This is a genomic window from Crocinitomicaceae bacterium (genome assembly GCA_016708105.1).
GTDB lineage: Bacteria > Bacteroidota > Bacteroidia > Flavobacteriales_D > Crocinitomicaceae > JADJGJ01.
The window spans coordinates 104047-123747 of the sequence record JADJGJ010000002.1 but is presented as its reverse complement, the minus strand read 5'-3'; the positions used below and the strand labels follow the sequence as shown (position 1 = coordinate 123747).

General features: G+C 38.4%; 16 protein-coding genes. 9 read left to right on the top strand and 7 right to left on the bottom strand.

Annotation, left to right across the window (positions count from 1 at the left end):
* The first annotated feature begins 89 nt into the window (after nt 1-89).
* Nucleotides 90-1544, top strand: coding sequence for a SpoIIE family protein phosphatase (locus IPH66_11850; protein MBK7130041.1), 1455 nt, complete (start codon nt 90-92; stop codon nt 1542-1544).
* A gap of 58 nt (nt 1545-1602) precedes the next feature.
* Here IPH66_11850 and IPH66_11845 read toward each other — a convergent pair whose 3' ends face one another.
* The 3 genes from IPH66_11845 to IPH66_11835 all read right to left on the bottom strand — a co-directional run bounded on the left by IPH66_11845 (nt 1603) and on the right by IPH66_11835 (nt 4591).
* Nucleotides 1603-2238, bottom strand: a complete 636-nt coding sequence (locus IPH66_11845; GenBank protein ID MBK7130040.1) for a CDP-alcohol phosphatidyltransferase family protein — start codon at nt 2236-2238, stop codon at nt 1603-1605.
* 353 nt (nt 2239-2591) lie between these two features.
* Nucleotides 2592-3218, bottom strand: a complete 627-nt coding sequence (locus IPH66_11840; GenBank protein ID MBK7130039.1) for a 50S ribosomal protein L25/general stress protein Ctc — start codon at nt 3216-3218, stop codon at nt 2592-2594.
* A gap of 446 nt (nt 3219-3664) precedes the next feature.
* Nucleotides 3665-4591, bottom strand: coding sequence for a ribose-phosphate pyrophosphokinase (locus IPH66_11835; GenBank protein MBK7130038.1), 927 nt, complete (start codon nt 4589-4591; stop codon nt 3665-3667).
* 240 nt (nt 4592-4831) lie between these two features.
* Between IPH66_11835 and IPH66_11830 the strand changes: the two genes are divergently transcribed.
* The 8 genes from IPH66_11830 to murA all read left to right on the top strand — a co-directional run bounded on the left by IPH66_11830 (nt 4832) and on the right by murA (nt 14346).
* Complete coding sequence (locus IPH66_11830) at nt 4832-6151, top strand: aminopeptidase P N-terminal domain-containing protein (protein MBK7130037.1); 1320 nt, start codon at nt 4832-4834, stop codon at nt 6149-6151.
* A 3-nt stretch (nt 6152-6154) separates the two neighbouring features.
* Nucleotides 6155-6919, top strand: a complete 765-nt coding sequence (locus tag IPH66_11825; GenBank protein ID MBK7130036.1) for an alpha/beta hydrolase — start codon at nt 6155-6157, stop codon at nt 6917-6919.
* A gap of 157 nt (nt 6920-7076) precedes the next feature.
* Nucleotides 7077-9650, top strand: coding sequence for a tetratricopeptide repeat protein (locus IPH66_11820; protein MBK7130035.1), 2574 nt, complete (start codon nt 7077-7079; stop codon nt 9648-9650).
* Between the two features lie 211 nt (nt 9651-9861).
* Nucleotides 9862-10704, top strand: coding sequence for a SpoIIE family protein phosphatase (locus tag IPH66_11815; GenBank protein ID MBK7130034.1), 843 nt, complete (start codon nt 9862-9864; stop codon nt 10702-10704).
* A 206-nt stretch (nt 10705-10910) separates the two neighbouring features.
* Entirely contained in the window at nt 10911-11567 is a 657-nt protein-coding gene (locus IPH66_11810) for a DUF2490 domain-containing protein (protein MBK7130033.1), read from the top strand.
* 175 nt (nt 11568-11742) lie between these two features.
* On the top strand, nt 11743-12138 hold the full coding sequence (locus IPH66_11805; protein MBK7130032.1) for a hypothetical protein: 396 nt from the start codon (nt 11743-11745) through the stop codon (nt 12136-12138).
* A 178-nt stretch (nt 12139-12316) separates the two neighbouring features.
* Nucleotides 12317-13033 carry a DUF4290 domain-containing protein gene (locus IPH66_11800; protein MBK7130031.1) on the top strand — a complete coding sequence of 239 codons (717 nt, stop codon included), beginning with the start codon at nt 12317-12319 and terminating at the stop codon, nt 13031-13033.
* A gap of 5 nt (nt 13034-13038) precedes the next feature.
* Complete coding sequence (gene murA / locus IPH66_11795) at nt 13039-14346, top strand: UDP-N-acetylglucosamine 1-carboxyvinyltransferase (protein MBK7130030.1); 1308 nt, start codon at nt 13039-13041, stop codon at nt 14344-14346.
* Between the two features lie 14 nt (nt 14347-14360).
* Here murA and IPH66_11790 read toward each other — a convergent pair whose 3' ends face one another.
* From IPH66_11790 to IPH66_11775, 4 genes are all read right to left on the bottom strand, one after another.
* Complete coding sequence (locus IPH66_11790) at nt 14361-16622, bottom strand: tetratricopeptide repeat protein (protein ID MBK7130029.1); 2262 nt, start codon at nt 16620-16622, stop codon at nt 14361-14363.
* 225 nt (nt 16623-16847) lie between these two features.
* On the bottom strand, nt 16848-18098 hold the full coding sequence (locus IPH66_11785) for a nucleoside permease (protein ID MBK7130028.1): 1251 nt from the start codon (nt 18096-18098) through the stop codon (nt 16848-16850).
* 35 nt (nt 18099-18133) lie between these two features.
* The gene (locus IPH66_11780; GenBank protein MBK7130027.1) at nt 18134-18727 is read right to left on the bottom strand and encodes a bifunctional nuclease family protein; all 594 of its coding nucleotides are present in this window, start codon (nt 18725-18727) and stop codon (nt 18134-18136) included.
* Between the two features lie 32 nt (nt 18728-18759).
* On the bottom strand, nt 18760-19701 hold the full coding sequence (locus IPH66_11775; GenBank protein MBK7130026.1) for an electron transfer flavoprotein subunit alpha/FixB family protein: 942 nt from the start codon (nt 19699-19701) through the stop codon (nt 18760-18762).

The window sequence follows — 19701 nt, the reverse complement described above, 5'->3', positions numbered from 1 at the left end:
AATTGAAAGAATTGACAAGATTAATATTGATATTCGTATCAACAATCTAACAAATTGACAAATAAATAGCTTAGATTAAATTCTACATCATGTTGAAGAAAACAGGCTGGATATTCATCTGCATCATGGCAATTAGTTTACCCCCCACTATTGTGTGGTTTAGTAAACAGGAATTCAATTTTGCCGGCATGATCATTATGTTAATTGAAATTGCATTGGGGTTCCTTGGTTTGTCATTCCTGTTTTTCGAATGGTCTTATGACAGACGTAAAAAAACAGCGCTGATATTGTTGGTCATTGGTTTAACACTCGTTGTTGCACTTGTTTTCTTTAGGGAATTTAAAATACCCGGCGGCTCAATTCTATTTATTCTCACATCACTTTTCATGTGCTTCAGCTACATGCCTCTTCTCGTTAAAAACAGATATGAAAAGTGGCAGCAGTTTACACCTGCGAACTGGAAATTACTTTTTCTATGCATTGGAGATTTACTTGCGTTGACAACAAATTTGCTTGGTTATCTATTCAAAGTAATGCATTGGCCGGGCGGAAATATTCTGCAATATTTGGGTGTTGTCATTCTCATTTTAGTTTTTCTGGGGTGGAATCAGATATTCAAATTAGTAGTGCGACAGCGCAAAGAAGCAGAAGAGAAAATTTCAGTCATGTATTCAGTGCTGCATGAAAAACATTCTGAAATTACAGATAGCATCAATTATGCTGAAAGGCTGCAAAGATCTTTGATGGCAACAGAAACCATGCTCAAGCAATATCTGCCTGATCACTTTGTCTATTTTAATCCAAAAGAAAAAGTAAGCGGAGATTTTTTCTGGGCGACAACTTCTCAAAACGGAAAATTCATTTTTGTGTGCGCCGACAGCACCGGTCACGGCGTACCGGGCGCAATCATGAGTATGATGAACATGAATAGCTTGAAAGAAGCGGTAAATTTTGGCTATGAAAAATCCAATGAACTACTTAATAAAACCAGAGAAATAATAGTACAAACACTTGCCAACGACGGCAGTGCAGATGGCGGAAAAGACGGGATGGATGCAGCACTAATAATTTTCAACCAAGAAAAAACCAAGCTGGAATTTTCATTGGCCAACAACCCACTTTGGTTATTACGAAAAATCAGCTCTGAGCCATCAGAGGCCAGCGCTACTTCAAATTCCACCACAAACATCCCCCCACTCCTTCGCAGAGGGACAGGGGAAGAGGAGGTGTCTTGGGGGCTAACTGAATACAAACCAGATAAGATGCCGGTTGGCAAACATGAACACATGTCCACTTCATTTACAGCACATGAAATTGAACTGAAGAAAAATGATCTCATCATTCTGCTCACTGACGGTTACGCTGATCAGTTCGGCGGAGAGAAAGGAAAAAAATTTAAGTATTCAAGTCTGCAAAAACTTCTCACTGAATCAGCCCATCTTCCACTTCACGAAATAAAAGAAACATTGGCAAAATATTTTCAAACATGGAAAGGAGATCTGGAACAAATTGATGATGTATGCATTGTGGGCATCAGAATTTAATCAATTCGTTTTGGATTTGCGTTGCATCTATGCGTTTCAAGTACTTAAAGAACAGGATCTATACCCCTGAATGCTCAGAATGAAACAGTTTATTGCGCTTGAATTTTTTGCCATTTCGTATTAAATACGCATGGTATGAAGAGGGAACATCATGTGTCCATTCTTTGACAATTAGATAGATAATCAAAGAATCAAGGCGGGCAATAAAACCAAAGCAAAAAACCCCAATTCCAAAAACTATAGGTGACATACCCATAAATCCTAAAAAATAAAAAGTGAACAAGAATAAGCCAAAGAATTTAGATATGAAATTATGAGAAGAAGGAGTTCTGGAAAACCTCAAGAAACAAACTACATATTCAACAAAAACCAAACCAATAACACTTCCAATTCCAACAATTAAAACATGCTGCATTTCTCCACTAGTAAGAAATAACAAATAGCTTGCAGATAACCAAAACAGGGTATCAAATATACTATCCAACATTCTCATTTTTGTTGTATCCATTTTTAGATATCTCGCAATAATTCCATCAAAAATATCACCGATAAAACCAAAACTGAAAAGCACCAGACATAGCACCGTGTTATTGAAATACAATTGCTCAACTATTCCAAAAAACGCAAAAAGCATACTTATAAATAACCGCGAGTATAAAAGTATCCAGGGAATTGATTTCAGGAATGGCTTCATTTTAAGTTCTTTTGGGTTTGGATGAAACGAGCCACAATAAATTGCGACGGCTTATATAAAGATATGCAATTGATGCTGAACGCAAGCAGGTGTAATCAATTTTTAGCACAAGTAGACTTAATTTTTCTAATGATAGACAGAATGAGTATAGAAAGTAATATCCATATTGCAACGGGAATTATTGCAATAATTCTAAATACCCTTCTTTTTCGCTTTGTGAAATTGGGAAACAATTCATCTAATCAACGCTCATCAGGTTGGTACCAATTATCGTCTGCTTCAATTGTCGTTAATTATTCAAAAAAAAAGCCGGCAGAAAATTCTACCGGCTTTTTACTTGATTTGAATACTATTTATTTTTTTGCTTTATCAGCAGCTGGTTTAGCAGCAGCGGCTGGAGCAGCAGCAGCACCTGCAGCAGGAGCCTCTTCAACTACACCACGTGCTTGTTTTACGGAAACAACAACCGCATTTTGTGGAGTTAAAATTTGAACCGCATCGGTGTTTAATTCTTTCACACGAACTGCATCGCCTACTTTCATATTTGTAATGTCAATGGTAATGGCATCTGGTAAATCTTTTGGTAAAGCATGCACTTTCATTTTTCTGAAAACTTGTTGTAATTTACCACCGGCCATAACACCTACTGAACGTCCGGTTAGTTTTACCGGCACATCAACTTTCACTTTTTTACTGTCATTCAATTCCAAAAAATCCACATGGTGAATTTTGTCTGTCACCGGGTGAAATTGAATATCCTGAATAATTGCCTTTGATTTTTTTCCTTCGATATCCAAATTAACAATAGATACATGGGGAGTAAAAACAAGACGTTCCATATCCAACTGCATAACACTGAAGTGGGTTTGATTCCCGCTTCCGTAAACTACACATGGAATTCTTCCGCTGTTTCTTACAGCTGTAGCATCTTTAGTCCCTACGCCCGCTCTTAGCGAACCGCTCAACGATACTTCTTTCATTTTTATTTGTTTTTATGTCCGGGTTATCTGCCGGACTGGTTAATAATACAACTTTAAACTTTTTTCAATCTCGATTGATTGAATTTTTATGCTTCTAACTTTTCTCTGCGCCTGAGGCTTGGGAAAAGCTTTTTTTGGTTCCTCGTTTGGTTACCGATCCCGACATTCCGCTTCGCTCCAGTCGGGATTTGATGCTTCTAACTTTTCTCTGCGCCTGCGGCTTGGGAAAAGCTTTTTTTGGTTCCTCGTTTGGTTACCGATCCCGACATTCCGCTTCGCTCCAGTCGGGATTTGATGCTTCTAACTTTTCTCTGCGCCTGAGGCTTGGGAAAAGCTTTTTTTGGTTCCTCGTTTGGTTACCGATCCCGACATTCCGCTTCGCTCCGGTCGGGATTTGATGCTTCTAACTTTTCTCTGCGCCTGCGGCTTGGGAAAAGTAAGAATCATCAAAAATGCGCGCTGATTGATTCTTGTTTTATTAGTGCGTGCATGACTTCAGCATAGAGGTGTGCTACTGAAAGTACTTTTATTTTTTTACTTTGCTTTTTGAGTGGAATTGAATCTGTCACTACCAATTCAGTTAATTGTGATTGCTCAATTCTTTCATAAGCTGAGCCTGATAATACAGCGTGGGTGCAGAATGCTCTGACCGTTGTTGCACCTTCTTGTATAAAAAGATCAGCAGCTTTTGTCAAGGTTCCTGCTGTATCAACCATATCATCAAGCAGAATGACATCTTTTCCTTTCACATCTCCAATCACAGTCATTTCTGCAACTTCATTCGCCACCTTGCGTTGTTTGTGGCAAATGGCGAGACCTGTATTGAATTTTTTAGAATAGGAGTTTGCTCTTTTCGCTCCGCCTGCATCAGGAGCAGCCATCACCAAATTTCCGGTGTCAATGGATTTGATGTAGGGAATAAATATTGACGATGCATACAAATGATCAACCGGTCTTTCAAAAAATCCCTGAATTTGATCAGCGTGCAAATCCATAGTCATAATGCGGTGTACACCGGCTGTCTCCAACATGGATGCAACCAATTTTGAACCAATGGCAACACGCGGTTTGTCTTTGCGGTCTTGTCTTGCAAATCCAAAATATGGAATAACAGCAACAATGGATTTTGCTGAAGCTCTTTTTGCCGCATCAATCATCAGCAACAATTCCATCAAATTTTCAGATGGTGGCATAGTTGACTGGATCAGAAAAACATCTTGACCACGCACCGTTTCTTCAAATGAAGGAGAAAATTCTCCATCACTAAAAACACTCACATCTACCTTACCCAATGATTGACCATACTCATCGGCAATCTTCTGAGCTAGTTCGGTAGTGGCACGACCTGAAAATATTTTTACTCCGGCTGACATGTTATATCACGCTTTTTTGAGGGTGCAAATGTAGTCAGTTATCCTGAATTATCAAGCCTATTAACTTGTTTTCTTAGAATTTTATCTGATCAAAGAAAATTAATCTGCCTTAACACTCTGATAAAATATACAAAAATGTAACTTAGACGCCTGTTTGCAGTGTATCACATTTAATATTAAATCGATATTGGAATTTTATAAGAAACACTGCACCGTACCAGTATCATTAAATTCAGTTACATGAAGTATCATTCTATCTCAAAAGATCTGTTTGTAAGAAACCGCGCCAAGTTTGTCAAAGCCCTTGCGCCAAATTCTGTTGCCTTTTTCAATTCTAATGATATTTATCCGGTTAGTGCTGACAGTACCTTACCATTCCATCAACACCGTGATATTTTTTATCTCTCAGGCGTTGATCAAGAAGAGAGCATTCTGGTCATTTGTCCTGATGCCTTTAATACTGCACATCGTGAAATGTTGTTTTTAAGAGAAACCAGTGAGACCATTGCGATTTGGGAAGGTGAAAAACTTACTAAAGAAGCTGCTTTTCAAACATCTGGAATTAAAAATGTATTTTGGCTTTCGCAATTTGAAACCGTTTTAAAAACGATAATGGCTCAAGCTGAGAGTGTCTATATTAATACCAACGAGCATACAAGACGATATTCTGAGACTGAAACAAGGGAAGATCGTTTTATTCGCCGCCTGAAAAAACATTACCCTGCGCACACTTACAAAAAAAGTGCACCTATCATGCATCGGTTGCGCTCAATAAAAGAAAAAGAAGAATTAGATCTGATGCAACAAGCCTGTGATATTACTGAAAAAGGCTTCAGACGCATTCTTGATTTTATTAAACCTAATGTGTGGGAATACGAAATTGAAGCTGAGATTATTCATGAATTCATTCGCCACCGCTCAAAAGGTTTTGCATACACACCCATTCTTGGATCAGGTAAAAATGCCTGCGTATTACATTATATTGAAAACAATAAACAATGTAAAGATGGAGATGTAATTCTGATGGACTTTGCTGCAGAATATGCCAACTATGCATCTGACCTGACTCGCTGCGTTCCGGTGAATGGTAAGTTTACTAAAAGACAAAAAGATGTGTATAACGCCGTGCTGCGCGTAAAAAATAATGCCACCAAATTATTAGTGCCAGGTACCATTCTCGCCGACTATCATATTGAAGTAGGTAAACTCATGGAAAAAGAATTGTTAGGATTAAAACTGATTGATAAAACGGATATTAAAAAACAAGATCCTGCTTGGCCGGCGTTCAAAAAATATTTCATGCATGGCACTTCCCATTTTCTGGGATTAGACACACATGATGTTGGCTTGTGGACTGAACCTCTCAAGGCAGGCATGGTATTTACTGTTGAGCCCGGAATTTATATTCCTGAAGAAAATTTGGGAATCAGATTAGAAGATAACGTGGTTGTTCAAAAGAAAGGCAGTCCGTTTAATCTGATGAGAAATATCCCTATTGAAGCTGATCATATTGAAGAATTGATGAATGCCTCAAAAAAGAAAAAGACCAACAAAGGATAAGAGATGTCATCTAAACCTTTGTTCGTCAAACAATCCGGAACCGGACCCGCACTGATATTTCTACATGGTTTTCTTGAAGATCACACCATCTGGTATTCTGTTTTCCCAACCTTTGTCAATGCCGGTTTCACCTGCTATATGCCTGATTTGCCTTGTCATGGTAATTCACGATTTGAGGGAGAAAAATGCAGCATGCAAGAGATGGCCTGGGGGATACAAGATCTGATCATCCGTGAAAAAATCCATCACCCCATCATCATTGGTCATTCAATGGGTGGTTATGTCGGACTAGCGCTGAAGAAAATGTCACCGCTGAAAAAATTAATACTACTCCATTCTAATTTCTGGGCTGATTCTGAGGAGAAAAAAAAAGACAGAGACCGCGTGTGTGAAGTAGTTGAAAAATCACGGCGCCTGTTTTTAAATGAGGCTATTCCCAATTTATTTGCACCACAAAACCGAGAATTCAGAAGAGAGCATATTGACAGACTGATTGAAAGAGCAGACAAAATACCGGTATCAGAAATCATTGCTGCAACGCGGGGTTTACGTGATCGCCACGGGGCGTATGATCAAATGAACGACAATGAGGTGATCATGATTCAAGGAGATAATGACCCGGTAATACCTGTTAGTCTGTTAGATCAAGAACTTGAAAAACTGCGTATTAAACCAAGTGTATTTACTTTAGCAAACTGCGGGCACATGGGGTTTATTGAACAACCTGAAAATTTAATTCAAGTGCTAAAGGACGTGTTGATTGAATAATTTAAAATAATTTTGGCGTTTTGCAGTTAATACAAATCGGCGGCAGCTAAATGAAAGTACTAAAAGACATATCCAATTATATTGCAATCATCCTATTGGTTGTGCTTGGATCATGTTCAACTGAAAAAATGTTGCCATTAACCGCGGTTTCCATAACATGACCGCACGCTTCAACGGTTACTACAATGCAGGTGTTATTATTGATGAAACTTTGCTCTCTTACCGCAGCGGGTACACTGATGCGTATTATGACATTATTCCGCTCATTGTATATCCATCAGAAAAAGATGCTCCGGCACTTTACCCTCAAATGGACAAAGCCATTGAAAAATGTGAGAAGGTAATTCTGCGCCACAGCATGCCCATGCAAGGCAAGAAAAAACAAAATGAAGAATACTGCCGATGGATTGATGACAACTGGTTGGTAATTGCTCAAGCACATTTTTATAAAAGAGAATATTTATTAGCTGCACAAAAATTTGAATACGTTCAGAAAGTATATCAAGGTGAAGAGTCAGTGTATGAAGCGCAAATTTGGCTGGCGCGCACTTATATTGCATTGGGCAACTATCCTGAAGCAAAACGCATACTTACCCAGGTAGAAATTTCCATGAAAAATGCAGAGGAATTGCGTGACAGAAAACTTGGTGAAAAACTCAGTGACAGGAAAAAAAATCGCAGCGCTAAAAAGAAAAATAAGAAAAAAGGCATCAAAGAACCCGCTATTTTTCCAAAAAGACTAGAGTCAGACTACTATGCAACCATGGCTGATTTATATATTCAACAAGAACAGTATAAACCCGCCATTGAAAATCTTGAATTAGCCATTGAAACATGTCATAACAGAAAACTAAAAGCCCGTTATATGTTTGTGTTGGCACAATTATATCAACGCATGGGTGATGGTGTAATGGCCGTAAATTATTATAACAAAGTGGCACACTCATCAGCGCCTTATGAAATGCAATTCCAAGCAAAAATTAATCGTGCGCTGGCTGCAACATCTGGTGGAGAAGATATCCGCAAGGAACTTCATAAAATGCTGCGCGATGAAAAGAATGCAGAGTACAAAGATCAGATTTATTATGCCTTGGCCGAATTAGACATGAAGGATGGTGATGTTCCATCAGCTAAAACAAATTATTCAAGTTCAGTATACTGGTCAGTTAAAAATGATCGTCAAAAAGGCATCAGTTATCTGCGGCTGGCTGATCTGCATTTTAATGAACAAGATTATATCAAAGCACAAAAATATTATGACAGTTGTGTTAAAGTAATGCCTGAAGAATATGAAGATTATCCTGCGATAAAAAGCAAAGCTGATGGCTTAGAAGATTTGGTTTTTCACTATGAAACAGTAATGTTTGAGGACAGCGTGCAACGCATTGCTGACATGGATCCCGTTAGCAGAGAAAAATTTCTGGAGCAAACCTTAAAAGATTTACTTGAAGCAGAAAAATTGCGCAAGCAACAAGAACAAGAAAGATTATTAGCAACCCAAACAAAAGTAAACAGTCAAACCAATGATGCAGGTGATGGGTCAAAGTGGTATTTCTATAATTCTAAAGTACGTGGCAGCGGGTTCAATGATTTCAGAGCACAGTGGGGTACGCGTCCGTTGGAAGACAATTGGAGACGAAGTGATAAAAACAGTGTATCATTTGACGAAGATACCAGTGCAACAAACACATCAGGCGGAGGTAAAAAAGATTCACTCACGGTGGCTGATTTAATGAAAGATATTCCGCTTACACAAGGTGCAAAAGATTCTTCGGATAATCGCTTGATGAATTCTCTGTACATGTTGGGTGTAATTTATAAAGAGCAACTAAAAGAGGAAACAGATGCTATTTATTATTTCAACCAAGTTATTGATCGTGGCATTGAACACCCAAGAGTGCTTGAAGCGATGTATCAATTATATCTTATCTATATTAAACAAGGGTCATCAGAGGCAGATAAGTACAAACAGATGATATTGACAAGATACCCTGATTCTGAAATTGCCAAAGTGGTAAACGATCCTGATTATTTGCGTAAAAAAGAAGAAGAAAACAAAAAAGAACTGAACGATTATTCTCAGGTATTGAGTGATTATAAAATGCGCTATTACGGTGCAGTAATAGCGCGCTGTAATGAAGTAATCACCTATGACAGACAAAACAAATATTTGTACAAATATTATTTGCTGAAGGCTTTTGCAATAAGTAAAACAAGTCCGGGTAACGTTGAGGCTATTGCCAGTCCGTTACAAGAATTATATAACCTTGCGCCTGAAAGCGAGGAGGGAAAACAGGCAAAAATTTATTTAGATAAAATATACGCAGGTGGTGCTATTGTTGATCCTGATAAAGACACCAGTTTGTATAAATACACTTCAGATGGTGAGTACTTTTTTATTGTAGTAATACCAACTGAAGCCGGCGGAACTGAGGCAAGCAAAATTAAATTAGCCAACTTCAACAACGAGTATTTCAGATCAAAACGCTACACTGTCATCAATACGGCTTTGGGTGATAAGTATCAGTTGTTGGTGGTGAAAACATTCCTTCAGTTAGATGAAGGAAAACAATGGGTTGCCACTTATAAATCATCCACAGCAGGCAGTATAATTGGCACTATGGCTACTGATTATGAAGGCTATCTAATCAATCAAGTGAATTTTTCTACCCTACTCAACAGCAAAGAACTTGATGCATACAAAGAGTTCTATCAGAAAAATTATCCTTAGTCAGGCATTTTCCAATTGAATTATTTCTACTTTTGAGCTGTTCATGAGACAAATTTGCACATATACCAATCGTTATCGCCGCAGTTTTATTCCCTTTGCGGTGAATGGCTTTAATATTGTCTGGTAATTCCAGATAAGTTGCAAAGGTGGACAGCTGGTCCGTTTCAATACAGCAAAATCGTTAAGTAAAAATCAATCACAATTAAATGTCATGGAAACAATGGCCATGGAATCCGGTTCTACCACTCTTTTGTCAGATGCCAGTTTATCAGAACGGCTGGCACTACTTGAGGCTCGCTCTCTTGAAATGGAAGAGAGCATTCGTTATGCAGGCAGTTTACAACGCTCTATTTTACCAAACGAGCGACTTTTTACAAATGCTTTCCATAATGCTTTTGTCATGTTTCAACCAAAAGATATTGTAAGCGGAGATTTTTATTGGATTTACCAATATCACAATGAAATCTATTTTGCAGTAGCTGATTGTACAGGGCATGGTGTGCCCGGTGCATTGGTCAATATTGCGGGCAACACCTTGCTCAGACAATTAATACGAATTGAGGGCTTGACTGATCCGGCAAAAATTGTTTCATTACTTGATCATGAATTGGTGAGTTTATTCAATGAAAATTTAACTGAAGGCACCATGCGTGACGGTATGGATATCATCTTTTGTAAATTCAATCTGCAAAGCGGCAAAGGCTCATTCTGCGCAGCCGGAAGGCCACTTTTATTAGTGCGCAACGGATCCTTAATGGAGTTCAAAAAAGGACCTGACAGCATTGGATACAGCACATCAAATAAAATTTTTGAAACAATAGAAACTGATTTGCAACAAGGTGACAAATTCTATTTATTTTCTGATGGATACACGGATCAGTTCGGTGGTGAAAATGTAAAAAAATTCAACCGTGAACGGTTTCGCAATTTGTTGACATCTATTTATCCCATGTCAATGGAAAAGCAGAAAAAAGAACTGCAACTTTCATATCAAAACTGGAAAGGGAAACAAGAACAAATAGATGATGTATGTGTTATTGGAATTGAGATTTGAAAATCTTGAATAGCGAACTGAGTATGTTAGTAATCACAATGCACAAACAAATACAATTAGCTTTAGCGCAACTATCAATGAAGCGAATGCTCAGCAGAATAAACTTGAATAGTAGAGATTCAATCTTCACACAAATTTAATTTTGTATGATTTTTTTTCGGATAAAAAAGGTAGTTCTATTCCGTGTCGCATGTATAGTGCTATGTATGCTTGTCCTTTTTACTAAGTCAATTTACGTTTATTCACAAGACAATGGACTTGGTTCATGGAATATTCTACACTTAGAGTACAACATAAATAAAAAGTGGGAAATTTTTTCAGAGAGTCAGTTGCGTTCACTGCGTTTTTACAACCATTTTCATTATTACGAATTCAAGGGAGGTGTACAGTACCAACCAACTGAAAATATAAATTTCACTCTAGCCGCCGGCACTTACCAAACCTATAAAGAAGGAGGAAATTTTGTTACACCAAAAAACAATGATGAGTTCAGGTTGTGGCCCCAAGTTATTCTCACACAAAAATTGGGTATATTTAAAATAGAACAAAGATATCGGGCAGAATTCCGTTTTACAAGTAATGGATATCGGAACAGATTCAGGTATCGCTTAGGTATTATTTTGCCATTCGGTAAAGAGCAGAATGGGTATAAACCATTTCAAATTGCCGCCAGCAATGAAGTATTTTTCACCCAAGTTGAACCCTATTTTGAGCGGAACCGGATGGCATTTCATATAAGCTATCGCAACGCACATTCACTCAAGATTCAGTTAGGCTATATTCATCAATTTGACTATCAAATCAACGATGAAACAGGACGAGATTTTTTTCAGATAGGTTTTTATTTTGAATTGGGTGATTGATTGGTGAAATTCGAGACTAAATAAATCTTTGCATCTTTAAAGAATATATGCCTCAGTAATGCCAGATATAAAATTTAAAATTCATCGGAAAACCTTCTATCATTGTTCACTTGAACGAGCATTCAAAACGCCCATGCTGTGTGACGTTACAAAGGTACATACGGGGTGTGGTCCTATGCCAAAAATTACACACACCACAGACGATACAAATTGGGGACAGCCCGGCTCGTCAAAAAAAGTATACACTGCAAAATCATGGACACAAAAAGGAGGATTTGCATCTGTTGATCATGTGTTAGAGAGAATAGAAAACAAGTACTGGAAAATTCAGGTAGATGATTTTCAAGCATGGATGCTGGGCTTCTATAAATTTGTCGGTGAGTGGCAAACTACCCAAGTTGAAGACAATAAAATTCAAATTGACTACACCTACACCTTGCATTCGCGCAATGTTTTTCTATTCCCGATCGCCTGGTTATTTGCAAAACTATTTTGGAAAAAATATATGAAACAGGTGCTTGAAAATATTCGAACAATGGTTGATCAGAATGAACCCTACATGTATACTTAAGAGTATAAAATCCTGCTAACCCGATGCTAGTTGACTCCCGTTGTTTCGGCCTGGTATTTTATAATAAGCTCACTCCTGAAATACCTCACCCCCTTCTTAGATGATTTTCCTGATTCACTAACGGCCTTCATACCATTGAAACAATACAAAATTCGTAAAAAAATACTACATTTGATATATGGATAATATACATCAGCTTGAATACAATACAATACGTCCTAAAATGCACATTCCTGAATATGGGCGTAACGTACAAAAAATGATTGATCACGCAGTTAGTCTCACCTCAAAAGAAGAGCGCAACAAGGTGGCCAATGCCATCATCAAAGTGATGGGAGAACTCAACCCGCAGTTACGTGATGTTGAAGAATACAAACCAAAATTGTGGACGCATCTTTTCATCATGTCTGATTTTCAATTAGACGTTGATTCACCCTACCCTTTGCCATCACGTGAGGCATTGGAAGAAAAACCTAAAATTGTTGGTTATCCTCAGAGTGAAATAAAAATTGGTCACTACGGAAAAATTGTCCAGCAAATGATTGAAAAAGCCTGTGCATTGCCTGATAATGACGAGCGCAAAGCCTTGTCAAAAATTATTGCCGGTTTAATGAAACGCTTTCACTTAACCTTTAATACAAGCTCAGTTGAAGATCAGGTTATTTTGAATCATCTTAAAATGTTATCTAAAGGAAAATTGACACTTGAAGACACTTCATTTTTACCGGGCACGAATGATATTTTGCGTCAGAATAATCAGCAAGGTAATCCAATGAAAACAAATTTCAACGGAGCAAATAAAAAGAAGAAAAAGAAGAATAAAAACGGAGGAGGAAACAATCAGGGGCAGAATCAAAACCAAAGACAACAGCAAAACTTTAAAAAACCAAACTGATTAACATGGGTGCATTTGAAATTCAAGGTGGATACTCATTGAAAGGAGAAGTTCATCCGCAGGGAGCAAAAAACGAGGCATTGCAAATCTTATGTGCCGTACTTCTTACACCAGATAAAATTACCATCAGTAACATTCCTGATATTGTTGATGTCAATAAGCTTATCAACCTTTTGCAAGCAATGGGTGTGCGCGTTGAAAAAGTTGAGAAAGGCACGTATATTTTCAAGGCAGCTGATGTTGATTTGGAACATCTGAAATCAGATGATTATGCAAAACGAGCTGCATCATTGCGCGGTTCAGTGATGGTGGTTGGACCCCTATTGGCAAGGTTTGGAACAGCGTTCATTCCAAAGCCCGGAGGAGATAAAATTGGTAGACGCAGATTGGATACCCACTTTGAAGGATTTCAAAAACTTGGCGCAAAATTCAACTATGATGCGCAAAATTATTATTACCACGTAGACGCAAAAAAACTCACCGGAACATACATGCATTTAGATGAAGCATCAGTTACCGGAACAGCAAATATTGTCATGGCCGCCGTGCTGGCTAAAGGCACTACCACAATTTATAATGCTGCATGTGAACCTTACTTGCAGCAATTGTGTAAAATGCTAAACAGCATGGGTGCAAAAATTTCAGGTATTGGGTCTAACATGCTGGTGATTGAAGGGGTGAAATCACTTGGTGGTTGTTTTCATCGCATTTTGCCTGACATGATTGAGATTGGAAGTTTCATTGGCTTAGCCGCCATGACGCAATCTGAAATTACAATTAAAGATGTAAGCTATCCAAATCTTGGTATCATTCCGGATACATTCAGAAAATTAGGAATTCAAATGGAATTGAAAGGCGATGATCTTTTCATTCCCGCACAAAAAAATTATAAGATAGATACGTTTATTGACGGATCCATTCTGACCATTGCTGATGCGCCATGGCCTGGTTTTACGCCAGATTTGCTAAGCATTGTTTTGGTAGTTGCAACACAAGCAAAAGGAGCCGTTTTGATTCATCAAAAAATGTTTGAATCACGTTTATTTTTTACAGATAAACTTATTGATATGGGTGCGCAAATTATTTTGTGTGATCCGCATCGTGCGGCTGTAATTGGCATGAATCATGAACATCGGTTGAGAGGTATTTCTATGACATCACCAGATATTCGTGCCGGGGTTGCATTGCTCATTGCGGCATTATCAGCAGAAGGAAAAAGTACTATACACAACATTGAGCAAATTGACCGCGGATATGAAAACATTGATATGCGGTTGAATAATTTAGGTGCTAAAATTATGCGTGTGAAGTAAGCAGATTTACTGCACTAAACTCTCACGCCAATCACGCATACATCATCAATTTGTTCAAAGCCTGAACGCCAGTTTTCAAAAGCATTCACCAGTTGCGTTTTCTGTTGTGACAGTGGATTATTGGCAATAGATTTAAGTAGATCTTTTAGGGTAGCTGACTTAAATTTTTTTCCTTTCTCTCCACCAAATTGATCAGCAAAGCCGTCACTAAAAATATATAAAACATCACCCGGGTTTAAATCCACTTGCTGCGTTGTAAATGGTTTTGCATTGGCAAATTTTCCAATCGGTTGTTTATCCGGCTTCACTTCAATCAGTGAATTGTCGCACTCTTTCACCACCCATAAAGGATTATTTGCACCTGCCCATTGAATTGTTTTTTTATTGCCATTTTTTATATTCATAGCAATTAGAGAAATATCCATTCCGTCTTTTACATCTTCATCTGATTTCTCAAATTCTTCAATTACCAATTCTCGTGTTTTATCAAGAATTTCACCCGGTGAAATTAAGCCATACTCTCGCACAGCCCTGTTGAGCGCATTATTACACACCACGCTAACCATTGCGCCAGGCACACCATGTCCGGTGCAATCTGCCACAGCCAGAAAAACGATATCACCCTTTGTTTGCATCCAATAAAAATCACCGGCAACAATATCTTTGGGTTGATAGAGAATAAAATTTTGACCAAACACTTCATTGATGTTTTTTTCAGGAGGCAAAATAGCCGCTTGAATACGCTGAGCATAACGGATACTATCTTTCACTTCACGGTGAACCTCTTCTAAAATTTCATGTTGTTTTTCAATTTCAGTTTTTTGCCGTTCTACTTCTTCTTTTTGTGATGCAATTAATGCGCTGCTTTTCTTTTTATTCTGATAAGCCCTGAAAGAGATAATCATTAACCCAAGTACAAGCAATAATCCAATAGAAACAAACCATATCTGCACCCTGGTTTTTTTCAGTTGCTCCTCTTGCAATTGTTGTAAGGCAAGATTTTTTTCGTTCACATCTTGCAGGCGCGCGTTCTCTAATTCTCGCTTGTCTAATTGGTGCAGCACAGCCATCTCTTCCATGGCACGCTCTGATTCTGCCGCATCAGAAGAATCTTTCATGTCAAGATATTCAAACAATATGTCTGTTGATTTTTTATAATCACCCAAACCATTAAAAATTTCAGCCAGAATCAAATTGGTTGCCATTTCAACATCCGTTGCACCGGTTTCAATACTCGCCTCTTTAGCTGTAAGGGCATATTCAAGTGCTTGCATATATTTTCCCTCTTCTGATAAAAAAGTAGCAATGTTTTTTGAAAACTCCATCAGGTCATAAGGGTATCCAAGCGAATCAACAATCTCAAGCGCACGTTGCCCCAATGGAATGGCTTGCGCGTAATTTTTTTGAGAAAAATAAATATCGGCCATGTTGTTATACATGCGTGCAATACCACGCCAATCACCAATATCTTTTTTAAGTTCAATCACCCTTTTATAGGTGTCAAGTGCTAATTTGGTATTTCCACTTTTGTCAGCTATGACAGCCTCTTGTGATATCAATTCAGTGAATACCATTTGCTGACCGGGTATGTCTTCACAATATTTTTTTGCCTCTTCCAGCACTTCATACCCCAATTCATATTGTCCCATTTCAGTGTAAATTGAAGCAATGTTGGTTTGCAAAACAATGTAATTGGTGGTGTCACCGGCATGGTCAAAATAATCACGCGACATTTGAAAGTATTGCAATGATTTTTCAAGATCACCTTTCATATAATAACTCACGCCAATATTGGTGTGGGCAATATTGATTCCACGCTCATAGTTTGATTCTTCAGCAGATTTTTTTCCTTCAAGATATAATTCAATGGATTTATCAAAATCACCCATATCAGAAAAAACAATGCCCTTCATGTTGAGCAAATCAGCTTTAATTTGCGCAAAATGATGTTGATCACATACCGTGATTCCGGAATCACAATATGCAACACACAACGTAAATGAAGCCCGATTACTTTCAGCAAATGAGAGATAGTAATATGCCTTTGCCTGACCATAAGCATAGTCTAACTGATTAGAAAGATGAAGTGCTTTTTGCGCAAAATAGTATAACGAATCCGTATTATCTAATCTATAATATTCTGCCCTACCCAACAACGTATTCACTGTAGATGTATCACGCTGTGCATGGCTATTCAAGGCAAATAAGCAAGAAGCCAGCAGAACAAGTGCAGTTAGACGAAAATGGCAAATAATCAATTTTGTGCAGTACTTCATAGAATCAAATGAATTTAGAAATTGTGCAGGGGTTAACACTCCTTTATCCCATCCTCGGTCCTTCAAGAGAGAAGGATGTAAACGTGAGGTAAGGTGAAGATTTATCAACTATAATCCTGAACCAAATAAATTAGCAAACCTCCGGCTAAGTTAATCAATTGCAGAGATATAGGGAGAATGTTTTTTTGATAAGCGAATAGAAAAACCCAGAATAAGGTTACCAATTCAATGCTTCACCTCAAAATCAAAACCAGCGTGTTGATGCCTAAAAAGGAAAGCAAAGAGAATAGCAACAACTGCAGCATAGGCCGCAAAGCAGAGCCAAATTGGTTGCCAATTAAACGTTCCGTCTTCAAGTAAAAAGAATTTTTCTATGAGATATCCGCTCGTTACGCTGCCAATTACAGCGCCAAATCCGTTCACCATCATCATAAATAATCCTTGTGCGCTTGAACGAATTTTAGAATCGGTTTGTGTCTCTACATATAACGAACCTGAGATATTGAAAAAGTCAAATGCCATACCGTAGACAATGCATGAAAGTAAAATCATCCAAACACCTTCAGCCGGATTTCCGAAAGCAAGCAAACCAAAACGCAATACCCAGGCAATCATACTGAACAGCATGACTTTTTTTATTCCAAATCTTTTCAGAAAAAACGGAATGGCAAGTATGAAAAGAGTTTCAGAAATTTGTGAAAGCGACATGACAATAGTTGAATATTTCACCACAAACGAATCAGCGTACTGCGGGAATTCTTTAAAATTATCTACATACCGATCACCATACATATTAGTGAGTTGCAGCGCAGCCCCCAGCAACATGGCAAATACAAAAAACATAGCCATACGCGGGTTTTTAAATAAACCAAATGCATTTAATCCAAGTGTCTCAGCTATGGATTTTTTCTCAGCACTTTTAGTTGGTTTGCATGCTGGAATAGTGAATGAATACATGCCCAAAAGAAAAGATGCAGCTGCTGAAATATAAAATTGCATTTCACTTGCTTTACTGCCGGAAAGATTTGTCACCCACATAGCCGCAATGAAACCAATGGTGCCCCACACACGGATAGGAGGAAAAACTTTAATGACATCTTGCTTTTCATTTTTCAGCACGTGATAAGCAACTGAATTAGATAAAGCAATAGTGGGCATATAGAAAAGCATTGCCAACAACATCACCCAGAAAAAAGTGTCAGGGTTTTGTACTTGCGGAATGCAAACAATGACAATACCTGAAAGTATGTGCAGCACACCGAACAATTTTTCAGCGTTCACCCAGCGATCAGCAATAATACCGGTAATTGCAGGCATAACAATGGATGAAATACCTAGCGTTGAGAAGATAGCACCAAACTCAGCTCCACCCCATTTTTTGGTGGCAAACCAATAATTAGCTATGGTTATAAGCCATGCGCCCCAAATAAAAAATTGAAGAAAACTTAAAATGATAAGGCGCTGTTTGATATTCATGATCTTCTAAAAAATAAACAGGCCTTGTAGCCTGATCAGTTTCTTTTTTTAATCTCGTCGCGGATTTTTGAAGCGCGCTCATAATCTTCTGTATCCAACGCTTCTTTGAGCATGTTTTCCAATTCTGCATCAGTAAGAGAACTCAGCTCAGTTCCTTTTTTCATCGGTTCTTCTGTTCCGGTTTTCTCTGCAGGGGCTTCTTGTTCAATTGCCAATTCATCTTCTAATTGAATACCGGCTGAACTCAGTATATGTTCGTATGTATAAACAGGACTTCCGCAGCGCAAACCAATAGCAATTGCATCAGAAGTGCGTGCATCAATTTCAATCACATCACCTGCCTGTTCACAGATTATCTTAGAATAAAAAACACCTTCAATCAAATTATAAATGATGATTTCTTTTACACTGATGTTAAAAGAATCAGCAAAAGTTTTGAAGAGGTCATGAGTCAGCGGACGAGAAGGTTTCATGCGCTCGAGTTCAATAGCAATAGATTGCGCTTCAAAGCCACCGATAATAATTGGCAACCTGCGTGTTCCGTCACGCTCTGACAATACCAGCGCATAAGCACCTGATTGCGTTTGACTGTATGAAAGCCCGACTATTTTTAATTCAATTTTTTCCATCTGACAATGCTTCCCCTGTTCCGGCGCCTTAATTAGTTCTGAGCTTTCAGTTTTTTTATTTCTGCAGTTAATTTAGGCAAAACATCAAAAGCATCACCCACAACCCCATAGTCTGCTGCTTTGAAAAATGGCGCTTCAGGGTCAGTATTGATTACAACAATTACTTTGCTTCCATTCACTCCGGCAAGGTGCTGAATAGCTCCGCTGATACCGGCAGCAATGTATAAATTAGGACGAATAGCAAGACCGGTTTGTCCCACGTGTTCATGGTGAGGTCTCCAACCAATATCAGCCACCGGGCGCGAACATGCAGTAGCAGCGCCAAGTGATTTTGCAAGATCTTCAACCATGCCCCAATTTTCAGGTCCTTTTAATCCGCGGCCGGCTGAAACAACCAACTCTGCCTCAGGTAATAAAATATCTCCTTCCTGTTTTTCTACTGATTTAACGGTGTAAGATGCTGCTCCGCAATCTGCTGAAAAATCTTCAACGGCGGCTGTTCCGCTTCCGGTTTCAACTGAAATTGAATTTGGAGTTAGATTGATAACAGTGATGGCTGAGTTTACTTTTACACATCCAAATGCTTTTCCTGAGAACACATTCACTTTGTAAACTCCACTTGCATCAGGCAAAGAGATTGCTCCTGAAACTAAACCTGCTTTCAAGTGCGCTGCTATTCTTGGCGCCACTGCACGACCGGTTAAATCAAGTGAAAAAACAATTTTAGTTGCACCACTTGCTTTCACTGCCTCAGCTACCAAGCGTGTAAGTTGTACTGCATCATTGGTGTTTAACCCACGATGTACTAATACTTTTGCGGCACCAAATTTTCCGAGTTCTGCTAAAGCTGAAGCATCCACTGAACCGTTTGTAAGAACAGTTACAGCGCCAAGTTTGCTGCCATAGTAAACTGCCTCGTTAACGCTTTTTGAAATGTGTCCGCTCAGGGTATCTATATAAACTAATACTGACAT